At 49.0% G+C, this 22,322-nt stretch carries 1 protein-coding gene; it reads left to right on the forward strand.

What is annotated here, in order from left to right; genetic code table 11:
* Positions 1 to 140: 140 nt before the first annotated feature.
* Positions 141 to 21,971, forward strand: a complete 21,831-nt coding sequence (locus IJ23_RS16540; protein ID WP_033906831.1) for a tandem-95 repeat protein — start codon at positions 141 to 143, stop codon at positions 21,969 to 21,971.
* The last annotated feature ends 351 nt before the right edge of the window (positions 21,972 to 22,322 follow it).

The following is a 22,322-nucleotide window of genomic DNA, read 5'->3' on the forward strand; positions in this document are numbered from 1 at the left end:
TATACTGGGTTTTCAAATTTTTTTGTTTTTATAGAACTCGAAAGGTATGAAAAAAGTTGTATAAAAAAGTTGGTTTCTAAAAATGGTGTCCTTTACTGCCTCTAAGTACGATCAGTTAGCTAAAAGCAACGGAGGCTGTAATGGCAGGCGACACTAATCAAGAAAAAGACAATGAAAAGCTTAACGATGCGGTAGAGCAAACAGAAACGAAGGATACGGGGACAAAAGAAGAAAAACAGCAGTCGACCGTCTCTTCGACTGTAGCGACCGGTGCTGAAAGTGCAGATGCTGTTGATGAAGCCAATCGTGCGATGGAAGAAAATCCTAGTGGCGCGGGTACGGAAGAAGAAGCAGTGAGCTCGGGTGGCGCAGTTCAAGAAGAGGATACTGAAAGTAGCAGCGACTCTGACGCTGCACAATCCAATATTGTTGATAGTGTAGCTTCTAGCGGAGAATCAGGTGACGAGGCTCTGGGCAGCGGTGGTTCGGATTCTGGGGCGGGTGCCCAAGCGGTCGGTGGTGGTGATGCCTCTGGCTCTGAAGGTGGTTTGGACGCAGAAGGCAATGAAGCGCAAGGACAAGCGGTACAAACTTCATCTGCGCCAAGTGCTTCTTCAGACTCTGAAGGTTCTCAAGGTGGTGACGAGCTAGATTCAGAAACCACTGAAGAGAGCTTCGCGGTGGATGTACAAGACACTAGCGAAGAAACCACGACGCAAGTAGAAGACGATTTCGACTCCGAAACTACGAGCGAGACGTTCCAAATTAAAGTCGAAGGTGAAAATGACGCGCCAGAAGTAGGGCAAGATCTGGCATACATCATGGATGAAGATGGCACTATTACCTTCACTCAAGAACAACTTCTCGGGTACGCGAGTGATGTTGATGGCGATGATCTTGCCGCATTTAACGTGCAAGTGGGTGCTAATGCATCCGTTGTGGATAATGGTGATGGCACTTATACCGTCACACCTGAAGCTGATTTTAATGGTGAACTCGACTTAACGTTTGATATCAGTGATGGTCAAGAAACCATTTCTAGTTCGATTGATTTAACTGTTCGTCCAATCAATGACGCACCAGTGCCGGAAGATAAAACCTTTGAGGTGGAAGAAGACGGCACGCTGATCTTCACCGATGCTGACCTGCTTGCTGGTGCAACGGATATTGAAGGCGATAACCTAACAGTTGAGGGCGTAAGCTACGACGGTGGCGACGGCATCCTGACCGACAACGGTAATGGGACTTACACTTTTGCGCCAAATGAAAACTTCAATGGCGATGTGAACTTTAGCTTTGATGTGTCCGACGGCACGGATACGGTTTCTGCCAACATTGATGTAAGCGTTACGCCAGTCGACGATGCACCAGTATCTGGCAATCTTGCATACTCGGTGGATGAAGATGGCTCGATTCGTTTGAGCCAAGAGCAGTTGTTGTCGCAAGCTTCCGATGTGGAAGGCGATGCACTGACGGCATCTAATCTTTCGGTAGATGGCAACGCGACGGTAACTCAAAATGACGATGGTAGCTTCACCATCACGCCGGACGCAGATTTTAATGGTGATATCGACATCAGCTTTGATATCTCAGATGGCACGAATACCGTTCAAGCAACCGCTGACCTAACCGTTAATCCAATCAACGATCTGCCTGTTCCTCAAGACCAACAGTTCAGCGTGGAAGAAGATGGCACGCTGATCTTTACGGACGCAGACCTGCTCAGTGGTGCAACGGATATTGAAGGCGATAACCTAACGGTTGAGGGCGTAAGCTACGACGGTGGTGACGGCATCCTGACCGACAACGGTAATGGGACCTACACTTTTGCGCCAAATGAAAACTTCAATGGCGATGTGAACTTTAGCTTTGATGTGTCCGATGGCACAGATACGGTTTCTGCCAACATTGATGTTAACGTTACGCCAGTTGATGATGCGCCAGTATCTGGCAATCTTGCTTACTCAGTGGATGAAGATGGCTCGATTCGTTTGAGCCAAGAACAGTTGTTGTCGCAAGCTTCTGACGTGGAAGGCGATGCACTGACGGCTTCTAACCTTTCGGTAGATGGCAACGCGACGGTGACTCAAAATGACGATGGTAGCTTCACCATCACGCCGGACGCAGATTTCAACGGTGATATCGACATTAGCTTTGATATTTCAGATGGCACGAATACCGTTCAAGCAACCGCTGACCTAACCGTTAATCCAATCAACGATCTGCCTGTTCCTCAAGACCAACAATTCAGTGTGGAAGAGGACGGCACGCTACAATTTACCGATGCGGATCTGCTTGCAGGTGCGACCGACATTGAAGGCGATGACCTTTCTGTAACGGGAATCAGCTACGAAGGAACCGACGGCGTTCTAACTGACAATGGCGATGGCACGTATAGCTTTGCGCCAAATGAGAACTTCAACGGTGATGTAAACTTCAGCTTCGACGTATCTGATGGCACAGATACAGTTTCAGCGAATGTGGATGTGAGCGTTACGCCGGTGAATGATCCTCCGGTGGCAGGCTCAACGTCTTACACGGTTCACGAAGACAACTCTATTACCATTTCTGACGCGCAGCTGTTGGCAAACTCTTCGGATTTAGAAGGGGATGTCTCGATAGATAGCGTGAGCTACTCTGGCAGCGATGGTGTGTTGCAAATCAATGGTGACGGTACGTACACCTTCTCTCCAAATGAAAACTTTAATGGTGAAGTGACGCTTGATGTTGTCGTCGCTGATGAAGAAGGCGCAACGGATGCCACCACTGCTGGCATTACGGTGCTGGAAGTGAACGATCCACCAGTCGCAGGACCAACTTCTTACACCATTGATGAAGACTCAGTTCTGACCTTTAGTGAGTCGCAAGTGCTGTTGAATGCCTCTGATGTGGAAGGCGATGTAGAGCTTGTTGGCATTAGTTACGATGGTCCGGATGGCATTTTCACCGTTAACGATGATGGCACGTGCAGCTTCGCGCCAAACGAGAATTTTAACGGACAAGTTCAACTTGATGTGACCATTCGAGATGAAGATGGGGCAGAAGTTGATACCGTCATCAATGTGAATGTATTGCCAATCAATGATGCGCCAGTATCGGGTGATTTGGCTTACAGCGTTGATGAAGACGGTGCGATTACACTCAGCCAAGAACAGCTTCTTTCTCAAGCGTCTGATATTGAGGGAGATGGTCTGACTGCTAGCGATTTGAGTGTAGATGGAAACGCAACCGTCACAGCGAACGACGATGGCAGCTTCACGATTACGCCAGATGCGGACTTTAATGGTGACATTGATATCCAATTCAACATTACGGACGGCACAGACACTATCCAAGCAACGGCGGATCTAACGGTTAATCCGGTTAACGATCTTCCTGTTCCTCAAGACCAGCAGTTTAGTGTTGAAGAAGACGGCACGCTTCAGTTTACTGACGCAGACTTGCTTGCTGGCGCGACCGACATCGATGGCGATAACTTAACGGTTGACGGCATTAGCTACACAGGCAGCGATGGTGTGTTGACTGACCACGGTGATGGTACTTACACCTTTGCACCAAATGAAAACTTCAACGGTGATGTCAGCTTTAGCTTTGGTGTTTCTGACGGCACTGAGACCGTACCTGCCAATGTGGACGTGAGCGTCACTCCAGTGAACGATCCTCCGGTTGCGGGTTCAACGTCTTACACGGTTGATGAAGACAACGCGATTACCATTTCCGACGAGCAGCTTCTGGCTAACTCTTCGGATGTGGAAGGCGCAGTGTCCATCGATAGCGTGACCTATTCAGGCACCGATGGCGTATTCCAAGACAACGGTGACGGCACTTACACCTTCATGCCGAATGAGAACTTCAGCGGTGATATCAGCCTTGATGTGATTGTGGCGGATGAGCAAGGTGCGATTGACGAAACAACTGCAGGCATTACGGTTATTGAAGTGAATGACCCTCCAGTTGCCGGTCCAACGTCTTACACGATTGATGAAGATTCAGTACTGACATTCAGTGAGTCACAAATTCTTGCCAACGCATCTGATATCGAGGGTGATGTAGAGCTTGTTGGCATCAGCTATGAAGGCTCGGATGGTATCTTTACCGTCAATGGCGATGGTACTTGCAGCTTTGCACCAAACGAGAACTTCAATGGCCAAGTTCAGTTGGATGTGACCATTCAAGATGAAAATGGGGCGACCGTTGATACGCACATCAATGTCGACGTATTGCCAATCAACGATCCACCAGTATCGGGTGATTTGGCTTACACCATCAACGAAGACAGCTCAATCACGCTAAGCCAAGAGCAGCTGCTTGCCAAAGCGGGCGATATTGATAGCGAGAACCTTGAAGCCATCAATCTATCGACAGATGACAACGCAACGATTCAATACAACGATGATGGCAGTTACACCATCACACCGGATGAAAACTACAACGGCGACCTAGATCTGACCTTCGATATCATTGATAACGATGGTGGCTCGGTACAAGTTGGTCTGGACATTACGGTTAATCCTGTGAATGACTTGCCACAAGCGCAAGATCAACAGTTCACGGTAGAAGAAGATGGCACCTTGCTGTTCACGGATGCAGACCTATTGGAAGGCGCATCGGATATTGATGGCGATGATCTGTCTATCGAAAACGTTCTCTACACAGGTGCAGATGGTGTGCTTACCGACAATGGCGATGGCACCTACAGCTTCGCGCCGAATGAGAACTTCAACGGCGATGTTCAGTTCACATTCGATGTGTCTGACGGTACAGGTTCAACACCAGCATTCATTGATGTCAGCGTGACTCCAGTGAACGATCCTCCGGTGGCAGGTTCTACGTCTTACACGGTTCAAGAAGATGGTCAAATCACCATTAGTGACGAGCAGTTGTTAGCCAACTCTTCTGATGTGGAAGGCGACGTAGCCTTGGCGAATGTTAGCTACTCTGGTAACGACGGTAGCTTCGTGGACAATGGCGACGGCACATATACCTTTACGCCAAATGAGAACTTTGACGGTAACATTTCGCTCGACGTTACGGTTATCGACCAAGATGGTGCAACAGATACGACAACCGCAGGCATTGATGTTATCGCGGTGAACGACGCACCTGAAACATCAGGCATTCAAGCTGAAGTGGATGAAGATAACGCCATCACCATCACGCAAGAACAGTTGCTTGCGAATGCGACTGACATTGAAGGTGATGACCTTGTTGCCAGCAATCTACAAACCAATGACCCAGATGCGACGATCGTAGCCAACGATGATGGTTCATTCACTATTACGCATACGGAAAACTTCAATGGTGAGTTGGACTTCACTTACAACATCAGCGATGGCGAAAATGATGTTCTGACCACGTTGGATCTGACCGTTAATCCGGTCAACGATGCGCCAGAAGCGGGCGACGAGATCTTTATTCAAGCGGAAGAAGACGAAACCGTGGGTGTTTCTCTGCGTGAAGAGCCTGCGTTACGTCTCGACCAAGCCCCTGAAAACGGCATCATCGAAGCGAATCTAAATGACGAATGGGTACAGCTAGAAGTCGGGCAGGAGGTTCCTGCAGATACGGAAGTGCGCTTCATTCCAAATGATGATGCATTGGCAAACGGTACGCATACGAGTCAAATTGGTACCTTTGACGACAACGCCAGCCTTGATGATTGGGGTACTGCTGTTGACCCTTACACACGTGAGTTTGTTGATGGTGATTTGAAAGTTACCGTTCAAAGTAATGATGACCCACTCGGTGCGTGGAATGGTAAAACACACATCGGTCACGGTATTGGCGATACTGACCGTCAAGGCTTGAGTGGTGATGAAAAACTGACTGTGAGCGTTGAAGGTCAAGACATCAACGAAATCAGCTTCCATCTAGATGGTCTAGGCGGCTGGTTTATGGAGGAGTCTCGCCACTTTACAGAAGTCGAAATTCGCGCATTCAATTCCGATGGTGACTTGATCGACTCGATGACTTACCACAAAGAAGATCTTGGTAGCTATGAGACGGATTACACCCTAACGGTGAACGAGCCGGTGTCTTACTTTGAGCTAGGTACGATTCAAGGTAACGGTACTTACGTGGTTCAAAACATGACGGTTTCGCAAACTTGTCATGATGAAGCGGTGTTCACATCTATTGGTGTGGACGGCACGGAAATCACGGAAACGGTAGAACTGAATATCCGAGAAGGTGACAGTGAAATCGAACTGACGGCTGATCTGCCAAATGTGACCATCGATACCGAAGGTTCTACGCAGTTTGCCTCTGTGGTTATCACAGAAGAACAGCTTTTAGCACAAGCGAGTGATATCGATAGCGATGTTCTTGATATTCAAAACCTTGAGCTGGTGGGGGATAACGCGGAGCACGCTACGTTAACCGACAACGGCGATGGTACATGGACAGTCACACCAGATGAGAACTTCTACGGTGAGATTGAGCTAGGTTATCAAGTTACGGATGGTGAACTCACTGACGACAACATCATCAACATCAACTTCGAAGCAGTAAACGATGCGCCAATCGTTTCTGGTCCGATTGTATTGTCGACTGATGAGGATGTGGGCATTACGTTTAGCGCGGACGACCTGCTTGCGAATGCAAGTGATGTAGAAGGCGATGCGCTGTCTATCTCTGATATCTCTTACAGCGGTGATAACGGTGAGCTTGTCGACAATGGCGACGGCACTTACACCTTTATGCCGAATGAAAACTTCAATGGTGAAGTCGACATCGATTACAAAGTCTTCGATGGCACCGATGAAGTCGATACCCATCTAGATCTGACCGTTATTCCGGTCAACGATGTGCCAGTCCCTGGTGCACCGCTGCATACTCAAATGCTAGAAAACGGCACCATCATCATCGAAGCAAAAGACCTGTTATCAGGTGCGACCGATGTGGATGGCGACATTCTGCATATCGAGAATCTACTGCTTGTTGACCAGTCACAAGGTACGTTGACAGACAACGGCGACAACACCTTTACCTTCGAGCCAACTTCGAACTTCTACGGTGAAGTGAACCTGACCTTCGACATCAGCGACGGTCAAGCAAGTGCACCAAGCACTGCGAAGATCGATGTTGAGATCGTCAACGAAGGTCCAGAGGTTAGCGGTCCTGTTGATGCGGTCGTTGATGAAGATGGCTCAATTACCATCACTCAAGAAGACTTGTTAGCGAACGCGACGGACGTGGATGGTGACAACCTTGAAGCGGTGAACCTGTCGACCAACGATCCTAATGCAACCATCGTTGAGAACGCTGATGGTAGCTTCACGATTACACCGAGCGAAAACTTCTTTGGTGAAATCGAATTTACTTATGACGTAACTGACGCGATTGAAACCGTCGCTGCGGATCTAAACCTCACCGTTAACCCAGTGAACGACCTGCCAGATGTACCTGATTTGTCCTTCACCACAGAAGACGGCGAAGCCATCACGATTACTGAAGCAGAGCTGCTGGCTCAAGCGACGGACATCGAAGGCGATGACTTATCTGTTGTGAACGTGACGAGCTTAAGCGATACGGTTCAAGTGACAGACAATGGCGATGGCACCTACACGTTAACGCCAGAGCAGGGCTTCTTTGGTAATGTTGACCTCACGTTTGATGTGAGTGATGGCACCGATGTGGTGGCGGCAAACATCGACTTGAAAGTTGAGTTCGTCAACGACGCACCAGAAGCAGCGCCAATCGTGGCAGACGTGGACGAGGATGGCTCTATTCTCGTGACACAAGAAATGCTGCTTGAAAATGCCAGCGATCAAGATGGTGATGACCTATACGCAACGGCACTAGAAACCAATGATCCTAATGCCTCTATCGTGGATAACGGCGACGGCACCTTTACCGTTACGCCTTCACAGAACTTCAACGGAGACATCGAGTTTACTTATGAAGTGAGCGACGGTGAATTGAGTGTTGCCAATGAAATGACATTGACGGTGAACCCAGTCAATGACATTCCAATTGTTGCGCCTGGCATGTACCACATTGAAGAGGATGGCAGCATCCTGTTCACGCAAGAAGATCTGCTAAGTGGCGCGATTGATATTGATGGTGATGACCTCACTGTTACGAGCATTAACTACTCGGGTGATGAAGGTACTGTAACGGACAACGGTGACGGTACATTTAGCTTCGTACCAGAAGAGCACTTCAGTGGTGACTTACAGTTCAGCTTTACGGTTTCTGACGGTACGGATGAAGTTGAGCAAGACATTAATGTCCATATCGAAGCCGTAGCAGATGCGCCAGATCTAGTCATCACTGATGGCGACGGTCGAAACGTGGATGACCAAGCGATCTTGGTTGAGCCAGGCGGTATTGTTGAAGTGAACATCGCCGCAGCATTGGTTGACCAAGACTTGTCAGAAACGCTGACTGTGACCGTTGATGGTGTTCCAGAAGGTTCGGTGATCAGCTACGACAACGAAGGGGTACTTAACGATCAAGACAACGGTATCACCAGTTTTAACGATACTGAAATCACGGTTACCTTTGAAGGTGAAACCGCGGGTTACCAAAACACAGCGGGTTACTACAAAGTCGATGAAGATGGCAACATCACGGGCGTTGAAGTGGTATACGAAAACGCCTCTCAAGTTGGCGGCGGTGGTGACCTCGTTCCGGGACAAGATCAGTTCAGCTTCCAAATCTCGGAAGGGGAAAGCTTCAACCTATTCTTGATTCCTAACGGTCATAACTTCAATGACTTTGCGTCCATGCAAGATGGTCAGTATGAGTTCCGTGCGGCAGATGGCTCTCCTGCGAACATGGATACGGTCGACCCACAACTCGTGTTTGTGGGTGCTGATGGTTCTGAAACCGTGATTCAAAGCCAATTTGGTGATGCAGTCTTCCATGGCGGCACAAGCTCAGAGCTCAACCAAGATGGCATTGAACATACTCGAACTACTGTGAACGAAGACGGTGAACTGGTTTACGGCTTTGAAGATCTCTACGGTGGCGGCGATGCCGATTATAGTGACTTCAACTTCACCATTGATGTAGGTGAAGTGAACAGCCAGATCTACAGCGGTGAAGTAACAGTCGGTCCAGATGGTTCTGTAACGCTTCCAACCACAGCAATTGAACAAGAGCTACAGATTCAATTGCCAGAAGACTTTAACCAACAGCTAGAAATCAATGTAACGGCAACGGCGACAGAGCTATCAAATAATGATTCTGAAACCGTTTCTCAAACCATCTACGTCAATGCAACGGGTGCTCACATTGAACATACGCCTGAAGCATTGCCTGTTTCTGCTGTGGTTGAAGAAGATGGTTCAATCCTAATCACGCAAGAAGATTTGCTCGCTAATGCGCGTGACTTGGATGGAGACCAACTGACAGCACTGAACTTGGCAACGGATGATGAAAACATCACCATCACAGACAATGGTGACGGTACTTACACCTTAACGCCAGATGCGGACTTTAATGGTGACATCACCTTTACGTTCGATGTGTCTGACGGCGATGATGTTGTCTCAACCAACCTTGAGTTATTGGTGTCACCAGTTAACGATGCGCCTGAACCACAAGATCAAGCGTTCACCATTGGTGAAGATGGTGTGCTGACCTTTACTGATGCGGATCTCCTAACAGGCGCTACCGATATTGAAGGGGATGACTTATCTGTTGAGGGCGTCACTTACACAGGCGCGGACGGTGTTCTTACTGACAATGGTGATGGCACATATAGCTTCGCACCAAACGAGAACTTTAATGGCGACGTGAACTTCACTTTCGATGTTTCCGATGGCACGGATACCGTGACGGCGAATATCGACGTAAGCGTGACGCCGGAGAACGATCCACCGGTTGCAGGCAGCACGGCTTACACCGTTCATGAAGACAATTCGATTACCATTAGTAACGAACAGCTGTTGGCTAACTCGTCTGATATAGAAGGCGAAGTGGCGATTGATAGCGTGAGCTACAGCGGTAACGATGGCGTGCTGGAAATCAACGGTGATGGTACGTACACCTTCTCACCAAACGAAAATTTCAGCGGCGAGGTGAGCCTAGATGTTGTCGTTGTTGATGAAGAAGGTGCAACGGATTCTACCACTGCTGGCATTACTGTGATTGAGGTAAATGACCCACCAATCGCAGGTCCTACCGCATACACTATCGATGAAGACCAAGTTCTAACCTTTAGTGAATCTCAAGTGCTACTGAATGCTTCGGATGTTGAAGGGGATGTTGAGCTAGTAGGCATCAGCTACGACGGTCCAGATGGTATCTTCTCAGTAAACGGCGATGGTACTTGTAGCTTTGCTCCGAATGAAAACTTCAATGGTCAAGTGCAGTTGGATGTGACCATTCGTGATGAAGACGGCGCAGAGGTCGATACTTACATCACAGTCGATGTCTTACCAATCAATGATGCACCAGTTTCGGGTAACTTGGCGTACAGCGTCGACGAAGACAACTCAATCACGTTGAGTCAAGAGCAGCTTCTTGCTCAAGCATCGGATGTAGAAGGCGACGCGCTAACCGCATCTAATCTAATGGTTGACGGTGATGCAAGGGTTACGGCAAACGACGATGGTAGCTTCACTATCACGCCAGATGCGAACTTTAATGGCGACATTGATATCACGTTCGATATCAACGACGGCAGCGACACTATTGTTGCAACAGCGGACCTAACCGTTAACCCAATTAATGATTTGCCGCAGCCAGAAGATCAAGCGTTCACCATTGGTGAAGATGGTGTGTTGACCTTCACTGACCAAGACCTGCTTGATGGTGCAACGGACATTGATGGCGATGACCTATCGGTAGAGGGCGTCACTTACACAGGCGCAGATGGTGTCCTAACTGACAATGGCGATGGTACGTATAGCTTTGCACCGAATGAGAACTTCAATGGGGATGTGAACTTTACCTTCGATGTTTCTGATGGCACGGATACCGTGACCGCGAATATCGATGTGACAGTCACTCCAGAGAACGATCCACCGGTGGCAGGCAGCACGTCTTACACAGTGCATGAAGACAACTCGATCACCATTAGTGACGAGCAGTTACTGGCGAATTCATCTGACGTCGAAGGAGATGTCGCGGTTGATAGCGTGAGCTACAGCGGCACAGATGGTGTGTTCCAAGACAATGGTGACGGTACGTACACCTTCTCGCCAAACGAGAACTTCAATGGCGAAGTGAGCCTAGATGTTGTCGTGGTCGATGAAGATGGTGCGACGGATTCGACTACCGCAGGTATTACAGTACTTGAGGTGAACGATCCACCAATTGCAGGCGCGACCAGCTACTCAGTGAACGAAGACGAAGTCATCACCATTAGCTCTGAGCAGTTATTGGCGAACGCTTCTGACGTTGAAGGTGAAGTTGCGATTGATAGCGTAAGCTACAGCGGCTCTGACGGTATCTTTACTGATAACGGTGACGGCACATTCAGCTTCGCACCAAATGCAAACTTCGATGGCGATGTGAGCCTAGATGTTGTGGTTGTTGATGAAGACGGTGCAACTGCGTCAACTAATGCAAACATCGATGTATTGCCAATCAACGATGCGCCAGTATCGGGCAACTTGGCTTACAGTGTCGATGAAGACAATTCAATTACGCTTAGCCAAGAGCAGCTTCTTGCTCAAGCATCGGATGTAGAAGGCGACGCGCTAACCGCATCTAACCTAGTGGTTGACGGTGATGCAACGGTTACGGCAAACGATGATGGCAGCTTTACCATTACGCCTGATGCGAACTTCAATGGTGACATTGATATCACGTTCGATATCAACGATGGCAGCGACACTATTGTTGCAACGGCGGACCTAACGGTTAATCCAGTTAACGACTTACCACAGCCAGAAGATCAAGCGTTTACCATTGGTGAAGATGGCGTCTTGCTGTTCACTGATGAAGATCTGCTTGATGGTGCAACGGATATCGATGGCGATAATCTATCGGTTGAAGGTGTCACTTACACAGGTGCAGACGGTGTCCTAACCGACAATGGTGATGGCACTTACAGCTTCGCGCCAAACGAAAACTTCAATGGCGACGTGAACTTTACCTTCGATGTTTCTGATGGCACGGATACCGTGACGGCGAATATCGATGTAAGCGTGACGCTAGAGAACGATCCTCCGGTTGCAGGCAGCACGTCTTACACGGTGCATGAAGATAATTCGATCACCATCAGTAACGAACAACTATTGGCTAACTCATCTGACGTAGAAGGCGAAGTAGCAATCGACAGCGTGAGCTACAGTGGCGCAGATGGCGTGTTCCAAGACAATGGTGATGGTACTTACACCTTCTCGCCAAACGAGAACTTCAATGGTGAAGTGAGCCTTGACGTTGTGGTTGTCGATGAAGACGGTGCAACGGATTCAACCACTGCGGGTATTACCGTTCTTGAGGTGAACGATCCACCAATTGCCGGTGCAACTAGCTACTCAGTCAACGAAGACGAAGTGATCACCATTAGCTCTGAGCAGCTATTGGCGAACGCATCTGATGTTGAAGGTGACGTCGCGATTGATAGTGTCAGCTACAGCGGCTCCGACGGTATCTTTACTGACAACGGCGACGGTACATTCAGCTTCGCACCAAACGAAAACTTCAACGGTGATGTCAGCCTAGATGTTGTCGTGACCGATGAAGATGGTGCAACGGTAGCAACCAATGCAAACATTGATGTATTGCCAGTCAACGATGCTCCAGTATCAGGTGATTTGGCTTACAGCGTGGATGAAGATGGTTCTATCACTCTCAGCCAAGAGCAGCTTCTTGCGCAAGCAGGCGACGTAGATGGCGATGACCTAACCGCAGCGAACCTCACTGTTGACGGCAATGCGACCGTTGTTGCGAACGATGACGGCAGCTTCACTATCACACCAGATGCGGACTTCAATGGCGACATTGATCTGAGCTTCAACATTACGGACGGCGATGCCACCATTCAAGCCACTGCCGATCTGACTGTGAACCCAGTGAATGACTTGCCAACGGTTGGTCAGCCACAGTTTGTTACGCAAGAAGACACAAGCTTCACCTTCACCGAAGAGCAATTGCTGCAAAATGCAGGTGATATCGATGGTGATAACCTAACGGTTGAAAACGTTGCTTCTGACAGTGGTACGTTAGTCGATAACGGTGACGGCACGTACACCTTCGCGCCAAACGAAAACTTCGATGGCAACGTGAACGTGACGTTTGACGTCAACGATGGCACTGCAACGGTTCCTGCTGAAGCGAACATTGATGTTCAATCTGTGGTTGATATGCCAGAGCTGTCGATTGCTTCAGACTTGGTGATTGCCTCTGATAACTTCGAGTCTGGCTCGAACGGTTGGAACGCAAACACCGAAAGTTCACAAGGCTTCGAAACGGGCGACATGTTGGGTCGTATTGGTGGCACTGGCGGTGATGAAGCGGTCAGCAAAACCTACGAGATCCCAAGCGATGTCAACGAAGTGAATATCTCGTTTAGCTTCTACGAAATCGATTCTTGGGATGGCGAGTCGTTCCAAATCTTTGTAGGTGGCGAACAGCTAACCACCTTGGAGAACTCCGCGTTCCGTACTCAAGATGGTACGACAACGCTTTACGACTCAGATGGTAATGAAGTGGGTGAAGTGATCCACGGAGCCTCTCAACGTGAAGGCTTCAGTGGTTGGAACGACCAAGCACACCAAGTGAACTTAACCGTTCCGGTGGAAGATGGTCAGCTTCAGTTAGGCTTTGGTTCTACGCTAAACCAAAGTATTCCTGACGAGTCATTCGGCATCGACAACATCGAAATCACGGTAGCGGACGCGGATTACCAAATCATTGGTACCGAAGATACACCAGTGCCGCTTGATATCGATGCAGCGTTAACCGATACCGATGGTTCAGAAAACCTCTCAATCTTGATTGAAGATGTGCCAGAGGGCAGCGCACTATCAGCGGGTGTTGATAATGGCGACGGCACTTGGTCACTACAACCAGGCGAGCTAGAAGGATTAGAGTTTATCCCTTCTGCGGACTTCAATGGCGATGTGACGCTAACCGTGAACGCAACTTCTACCGATGTGGATACAGGTACAACGGCGACAGCGACGCAAGATGTGACGATTCATATCTCGCCAACCAATGATGCACCAGAAGTAACGGGTGATATCAGTGCCGTTACCGCCGAAGACAACAGCATTACGCTAACTCAAGAGCAGTTACTGGAGCATGCCGTTGATATTGATGGTGACGACCTAAGTGCAATCAACCTGAGCACCAATGATGAAAATGCGACGGTTGAAATGAACGAGGATGGCAGCTTCACCATTACACCGAGCGAGAACTTCTACGGTGACATCGAGTTTAGTTACGATGTGACTGACGGGGCAGAAGTGGTTGCGGCTGGTCTCGACTTAACGGTAACGCCAGTCAATGACGCACCAGAGCCACAAGATCAAGCGTTCACTGTGGGTGAGGACGGTCTTCTTACCTTCACCGATGCAGACTTGTTAACAGGCGCGACGGATGTAGAAGGTGACAACCTAACAGTTGAAGGCGTGACTTACACAGGTTCAGACGGTGTTCTCACCGACAATGGTGACGGCACTTACAGCTTCGCGCCGAATGAGAACTTCAATGGCGATGTGAACTTCACTTTCGATGTGTCAGACGGTACGGATACGACCTCTGCCAACATTGATGTGAGTGTGACGCCAGAGAACGATCCTCCGGTGGCGGGCAGCACGTCTTACACAGTACATGAAGACAACTCGATCACCATCAGTGACGAGCAACTACTGGCTAATTCGTCTGATATCGAGGGTGATGTTGCGATCAGCAGCGTGAGCTACAGCGGTAACGACGGTGTGCTAGAAATTAATGGCGATGGTACTTACACCTTCTCACCAAACGAAAACTTTACAGGCGATGTTAGCCTTGATGTTGTCGTGGTTGACGAGGACGGCGCGGTTGATACAACAACAGCGGGTATTACCGTTCTTGAAGTGAACGATCCACCAATCGCAGGCACAACCAGTTACACCATTGATGAAGATGAAGTCATCACCATCAGTGCAGAACAGTTGTTGGCAAACTCTTCCGATATTGAAGGTGAGGTAGCACTAGATAGCGTGAGCTACAGTGGCAGCGAAGGTATCTTTACCGACAATGGTGATGGTACGTTCAGCTTTGCACCAAACCAAAACTTCAATGGTGAAGTGAATCTTGATGTTGTAGTCGTGGACGAAGATGGTGCGACCGCTTCGACGACGGCAAACATTGATGTTCTGCCAATCAATGATGCTCCAGTATCGGGTGACTTGGCTTACAGTGTCGACGAAGACAACTCAATCACGCTAAGCCAAGAACAATTGTTGGCACAAGCAACGGATGTAGAAGGTGATGCACTAACTGCATCTAACCTAGTGGTTGACGGTGATGCGACGGTTACGGCTAATGACGATGGCAGCTTTACCATTACGCCTGACGCGAACTTCAATGGCGACATTGATTTCACGTTCGATATCAACGATGGCAGCGATACTATCGTTGCAACGGCTGACCTAACGGTTAACCCAGTTAATGACTTGCCGCAGCCGGAAGATCAAGCGTTCACCATTGGTGAAGATGGCGTCTTGCTGTTCACTGATGAAGATCTGCTTGATGGTGCAAAGGATATCGATGGCGATAATCTTTCGGTAGAAGGTGTGAGCTACACTGGTGCAGATGGTGTCCTAACCGATAACGGTGATGGGACCTACAGCTTTGCTCCAAACGAGAACTTCAATGGTGATGTGAACTTCACTTTCGATGTGTCAGACGGTACGGATACGACCTCTGCCAACATTGATGTGAGTGTGACGCCGGAGAACGATCCACCTGTGGCGGGCAGCACGTCTTACACCGTACATGAAGACAACTCGATCACCATCAGTGACGAGCAACTACTGGCTAATTCGTCTGATATTGAAGGCGACGTAGACATCAGTAGTGTGACTTACAGTGGCAACGATGGCGTCTTCCAAGACAATGGCGATGGTACGTACACCTTCTCTCCAAACGAGAACTTCAATGGCGAGGTTAGCCTAGACGTTGTAGTTGTCGATGAAGAGGGTGCGACAGACTCAACCACTGCGGGTATTACCGTTCTTGAGGTGAACGATCCACCAATCGCAGGTGCGACAAGTTACTCTGTTAATGAAGACGAAGTCATTATCTTCACGGAAGAGCAACTGCTAGCGCAATCAAGCGATGTGGAAGGTGACGTGAGCCTAGAAAGCGTCTCTTACAGTGGTAGCGACGGCATTCTAACGGCGAATGACGATGGCACTTACAGCTTCGCGCCAAATGAAAACTTCAACGGTGGCGTAAGCCTAGACGTAGTAGTCGCTGATGAAGACGGTGCAACTGCGACAACCAACGCGAACATTGATGTATTGCCAGTCAACGATGCTCCGGTATCTGGCGACTTGGCTTACAGCGTGGATGAAGATGGTTCTATCACTCTCAGCCAAGAGCAGCTTCTTGCTCAAGCCGGCGACGTGGATGGCGATGACCTAACTGCATCCAACCTGACTGTTGACGGCAATGCGACCGTTGTTGCGAATGACGATGGTAGCTTCACTATCACGCCGGATGCGGACTTCAATGGCGACATTGATCTGAGCTTCGACATTACGGACGGCGATGCCACCATTCAAGCGACTGCCGATCTGACTGTGAACCCAGTGAACGACTTACCAACGGTTGGTCAGCCACAGTTTGTTACGCAAGAAGACACCAGCTTCACCTTCACCGAAGAGCAACTGCTGCAAAATGCAGGTGATATCGATGGTGATAACCTAACGGTTGAAAACGTTGCTTCTGATAGCGGTACTTTGGTTGATAACGGTGACGGCACGTACACCTTCGCTCCGAATGAAAACTTCGATGGCAACGTGAACGTAACGTTTGATGTCAACGATGGCACCGCAACCGTGCCAGCAGAAGCGAACATTGATGTTCAATCTGTGGTCGATATGCCAGAGCTGTCGATTGCTTCAGACTTGGTGATTGCATCTGATAACTTCGAGTCTGGCTCGAACGGTTGGAACGCGAACACTGAAAGTTCACAAGGCTTCGAAACGGGCGACATGTTGGGTCGTATTGGTGGCACTGGCGGTGATGAAGCGGTCAGCAAAACCTACGAGATCCCAAGCGATGTCAATGAAGTGAATATTTCGTTTAGCTTCTACGAAATCGATTCTTGGGATGGCGAGTCGTTCCAAATCTTTGTCGGCGGTGAACAGCTAACCACCTTGGAGAACTCTGCGTTCCGTACTCAAGATGGTACGACAACGCTTTACGACTCTGACGGTAACGAAGTAGGTGAAGTGATCCACGGAGCCTCTCAACGTGAAGGCTTCAGTGGTTGGAACGACCAAGCTCACCAAATCAATCTGACGGTTCCTGTCGAGGATGGTGAATTGCAACTTGGCTTCGGTTCAACCTTGAATCAAGACGTTTGGGATGAGTCGTTTGGTATCGACAACATCGAAATCACGGTAGCGGACGCGGATTACCAAATCATTGGTACCGAAGATACGCCAGTGCCGCTTGATATCGATGCCGCGTTAACAGATACCGATGGTTCAGAAAACCTCGCTATCTTGATTGAAGATGTGCCAGAAGGCAGCTCGCTATCAGCAGGTGTTGATAATGGCGACGGCACTTGGTCACTACAACCAGGCGAGCTAGAAGGACTAGAGTTTATCCCTTCTGCGGACTTCAACGGCGATGTGACGCTAACCGTGAACGCAACCTCTACAGATGTGGATACAGGTACAACGGCGACAGCGACGCAAGATGTGACGATTCATATCTCGCCAACCAATGATGCACCAGAAGTGACGGGTGATATCACTGCAGTCACTGCCGAAGACAACAGCATCACGCTGACTCAAGAGCAGTTACTTGAGCATGCCGTTGATATCGATGGTGACGATCTGAGCGCAATCAACTTAAGCACCAATGATGAAAATGCAACGGTTGAAATGAACGAGGATGGCAGCTTCACCATTACTCCGAGCGAGAACTTCTACGGTGACATCGAGTTTAGTTACGATGTCACGGATGGCGAAGAAGTGGTTGCGGCTGGTCTCGACTTAACAGTAACACCAGTCAATGATGCGCCAGAGCCACAAGATCAAGCGTTCACCGTGGGTGAGGACGGTCTTCTTACCTTCACCGATGCTGACCTATTAACAGGCGCGACGGATGTAGAAGGTGACAACCTAACTGTTGAAGGCGTGACTTACACAGGTGCTGACGGTGTCCTAACTGACAATGGTGATGGCACATACAGCTTCGCGCCAAACGAAAACTTCAATGGCGACGTGAACTTTACCTTCGATGTTTCTGATGGCACGGATACCGTGACCGCAAATATCGACGTAAGCGTGACGCCAGAGAACGATCCACCAGTAGCAGGCAGCACGTCTTACACGGTGCATGAAGATAATTCGATCACCATCAGTAACGAACAACTATTGGCTAACTCATCTGACGTCGAAGGCGAAGTAGCAATCGACAGCGTCAGCTACAGCGGCGTAGATGGCGTGTTCCAAGACAACGGTGACGGTACTTACACCTTCTCGCCAAACGAGAACTTCAATGGTGAAGTGAGCCTAGATGTTGTTGTGGTAGATGAAGACGGTGCGACGGATTCAACCACCGCGGGTATTACGGTACTTGAGGTGAACGATCCACCAATCGCAGGTGCGACAAGTTACTCTGTCAATGAAGACGAAGTTATTATCTTCACGGAAGAGCAACTGCTAGCGCAATCAAGCGATGTGGAAGGTGACGTAAGCCTAGAAAGCGTCTCTTACAGTGGTAGCGACGGCATTCTAACGGCGAATGACGATGGCACTTATAGCTTCGCACCAAATGAAAACTTCAACGGTGGCGTAAGTCTAGATGTAGTAGTGGCTGATGAAGACGGTGCAACTGCGACAACCAACGCGAACATTGATGTATTGCCAGTCAACGATGCTCCGGTATCTGGCGATTTGGCTTACAGCGTCGATGAAGACGGTTCAATCACATTGAGTCAAGAGCAGTTACTGGCTCAAGCGGGTGACGTCGACAGCGATAATCTAGAAGCAGTGAACTTAACCGCGGTAGCCAATGCAACCGTTATTGAGAACCAAGATGGTAGCTTTACGATTACGCCTGATGCGAACTTCAATGGCGATATCGACCTAAGTTTCGACTTGATTGATAACGATGGTGCGAGCGTGGAAGTGGGCGTTGACCTAACGGTGAACCCAATTAACGATGCGCCGCAATCAACGCCAGTGAATATTGCTGGCACCGAAGATACCACCATTCTTATCACGCAGGACATGTTGCTTGCTAACGCGACAGACATCGATAACACCTACGACGAACTGTCTGCTGTCGACTTAGTGATTGATGAGCAATACGGTGACTTGCTAGACAACGGTGATGGTACTTGGTCATTCACTCCGGCTGAGAACTTCAATGGTGATGTGCCAATGTCGTTCGGCGTCAGCGATGGTGATTTAGTTACGCCGGTTGAAGGCAATCTAAACGTCGAAGCGGTTAACGATGCACCAGAAGCGCCAACCATCCAGATGCAAGGCGAAGAAGATGTGGTCATGGTGATTGACCCAGCTTACATCGCTGATCAAGTTACGGATCTTGATGGTGACGAAATCAGCGTAGAAAGCATCACGGTTCGTGCTCCTGCAAACGCGACATTAACTCAGCAGCCAGATGGTATGTACCACTTGGTGACCACTCAAGACTTCAATGGTTTGGTGGAACTGGGCTACACCGCGACGGATGGTGAAGAAGTGGTTGAAGGCTCGTTGAATGTGGATGTTATTCCAGTCAACGATGCTCCATTCAATGTGGGTAATGCCTTTATGGCAACCGACGAGGATGGCGCATTCACCTTCGACGCTGGCGACTTGATGAACTTGTTCGGCGATATCGACACTGAAAACCTAGTCGTATCACGCATTATCACCGCAGAAGGTGAAGATGGTGGTGAGGTAACGGACAACGGTGACGGTACTTGGACATTCACACCGACTGGCGATTTTGCAGGGGTTTCTGACTTGCAAGTTGTGGTAAGTGACGGTGAGTTTGAGACGGTACTTGATGTACCAGTGTTTGTTCGCCCTGTTGCCGATGGCGCAGTCATCACAACCGACCATGATGGTCCGTTAGTCTTCGGTGAGGACGAAACAGGTCACCTAGGCTTGAATGTCGGTCTAATCGACGATTCAGAAACGCTAAGTAACCTAGTGATGACTGGTTTCCCTGTTGGCTTCGAAGTTACGGATGGTTTGAACACCGTTACCATCACGGAACCGGGTCAATACATCGACTTGAACGAGTGGGATATCTCAGACCTGCAAATGACGCCTCCGGCTGACTTTAATGGCGAGTTCTTCGTAACCGTGACCGCAACAACGGTGGATTATGGTGACGAGCCAGAAGAGTTCGAAGATGGCATCGATTCAGGTGACTTCGAAACCCTAGCGGGTGAGCCAGTTATACTAACCGCAGATGACCTAATCGGATTGGCAGAGAATGTGGACGCTGACGCGGGTGATGAAGTGAAATTCGTTCACCTAGCTGATCGCAACCAAGGTGAAATAGTCGATAACGGTGATGGCACATGGACATTCAATCCAGCACCAGGCTTTACTGGTGAAGCGGATATCGCTTACGTGATTGATAAAGACGGTGTGCTTCATGATGAGCAAACAGGTGTGGTCGTGAAAGAAGATGCGCCACAAGAGAATGCTTCACCAGAAATCGACAGCATTTCTACCACAGAAATGGCAGCGGATGGCACCTTGTCGTTCACCAATGATGACATGCTATCGACCTTGAGCGATGCAGAAGGCGACAGCTTGAGCATTGAGTCAGTGAGCCTAATGGAAGGTCAAGGTGTGATAGAGACCGATAACCAAGGTAACTACCAATTCACACCAGCAGAAGGCTACACCGGAGATGTTCAAGTTGGCTTCATTGCAACTGACGGTGAAAACCGCATTGAGAGCTTCTTTAATGTCGACATCCAAGGTGAAGGTGAAACCACAACCAGCGAAGGCTACGCACTGGCTGATGATGGTTCACTAACACTAACGGAAGCACAGTTGATTGATGAACTTGGCATTAGCCCTTCAGCAGAAGTGTTGGATGTCGCCGATGCAAACGATGCTGGTTTCTTCGCGAAATCAGGTGATGAAGAGTGGACATACTGGCCGAACGATGACTTCGATGGCAATTTGGCTATGGATGTTCAGGTTAACGATAACGGTGAAGTATCGACTCAGAATCTGAGCATCCAAGTTGCGGACGATTCAGCGCAAAGCGACGAGCCACAAATCCAAACTGCTCAAGCATCATCAGAGCAGCAAGTCGGCGAAGCGCAACAGCTTGAAGAGCAAGCAGCAAACGGTGCAGACAGTGAAGAGGAGAGCGCAGCTGATGTGACTGCAGCACCAGGCGATACCATTTCTATCTCGGTTCCAGATGAGGTCAGTGGTAACGAATCGGTGGATTATGCAGAAATGTCCGGTCTACCTGATGGTGCATCAGTAAGCAACGCACTGGATAATGGCGATGGCAGCTTCACATTAAGTGGCAACCTGAACCAACCAGTATCGGTTGACTTACCAGAAGGTTACGAAGGTACGAGCGAAATCCAATTCCAAGGTTACGACGAATTGGGCAGCGCAGTAGAAGGTGCGAGTGGCACAGTTGAAGTTGAAGTCGATGATCAATACACCATGCAAGGTTCTGCTCAAGATCAGCAACCAGATATGGCGGGTATGGAATCTGGCGGCAGCGACTGGACAAGTGCGGGAGGTCAAGACCAAGGTGTTGACTTCACGGATGACTCTGGCAGCTTCGACTCGGATACTCAAACGGGTACTGACCAAGGCAACGATTTCGATCAAAGCTCAATGTAACCAGTCCTAGACAAGGGCAGTGTCATTGCTGCCCGAACCAAAGCCATGCAGAGCCTACTTTGCATGGCTTTTTTGTTGGGCTTCTTTCTATGAGCTGTAGAAAAAAACTTGGAAATTGAAAAAAGTATTCTTAGCTAGTTTATACCCAAGTAACCTCGAGATGTTAGGTTCAGCGAGAATGGCTTGGTTTGTAGACGCGGCGGCGATTTAAAGGTCTAGTGGGTCTAAATCAAGAATCGACAACAAAGTATACAAACCAAGACAGCTCGCCCTTCGGGAGCGTGTCATTGACTCGGCTTCTGTGTCAAACAACTTGGAAAGAGCTGACTATTACGCTGCGTTGTTTTCCTT

Source organism: Vibrio sp. OY15, from assembly GCF_000742455.1.
In the GTDB taxonomy this organism is placed as follows: Bacteria; Pseudomonadota; Gammaproteobacteria; order Enterobacterales; family Vibrionaceae; genus Vibrio; species Vibrio alginolyticus.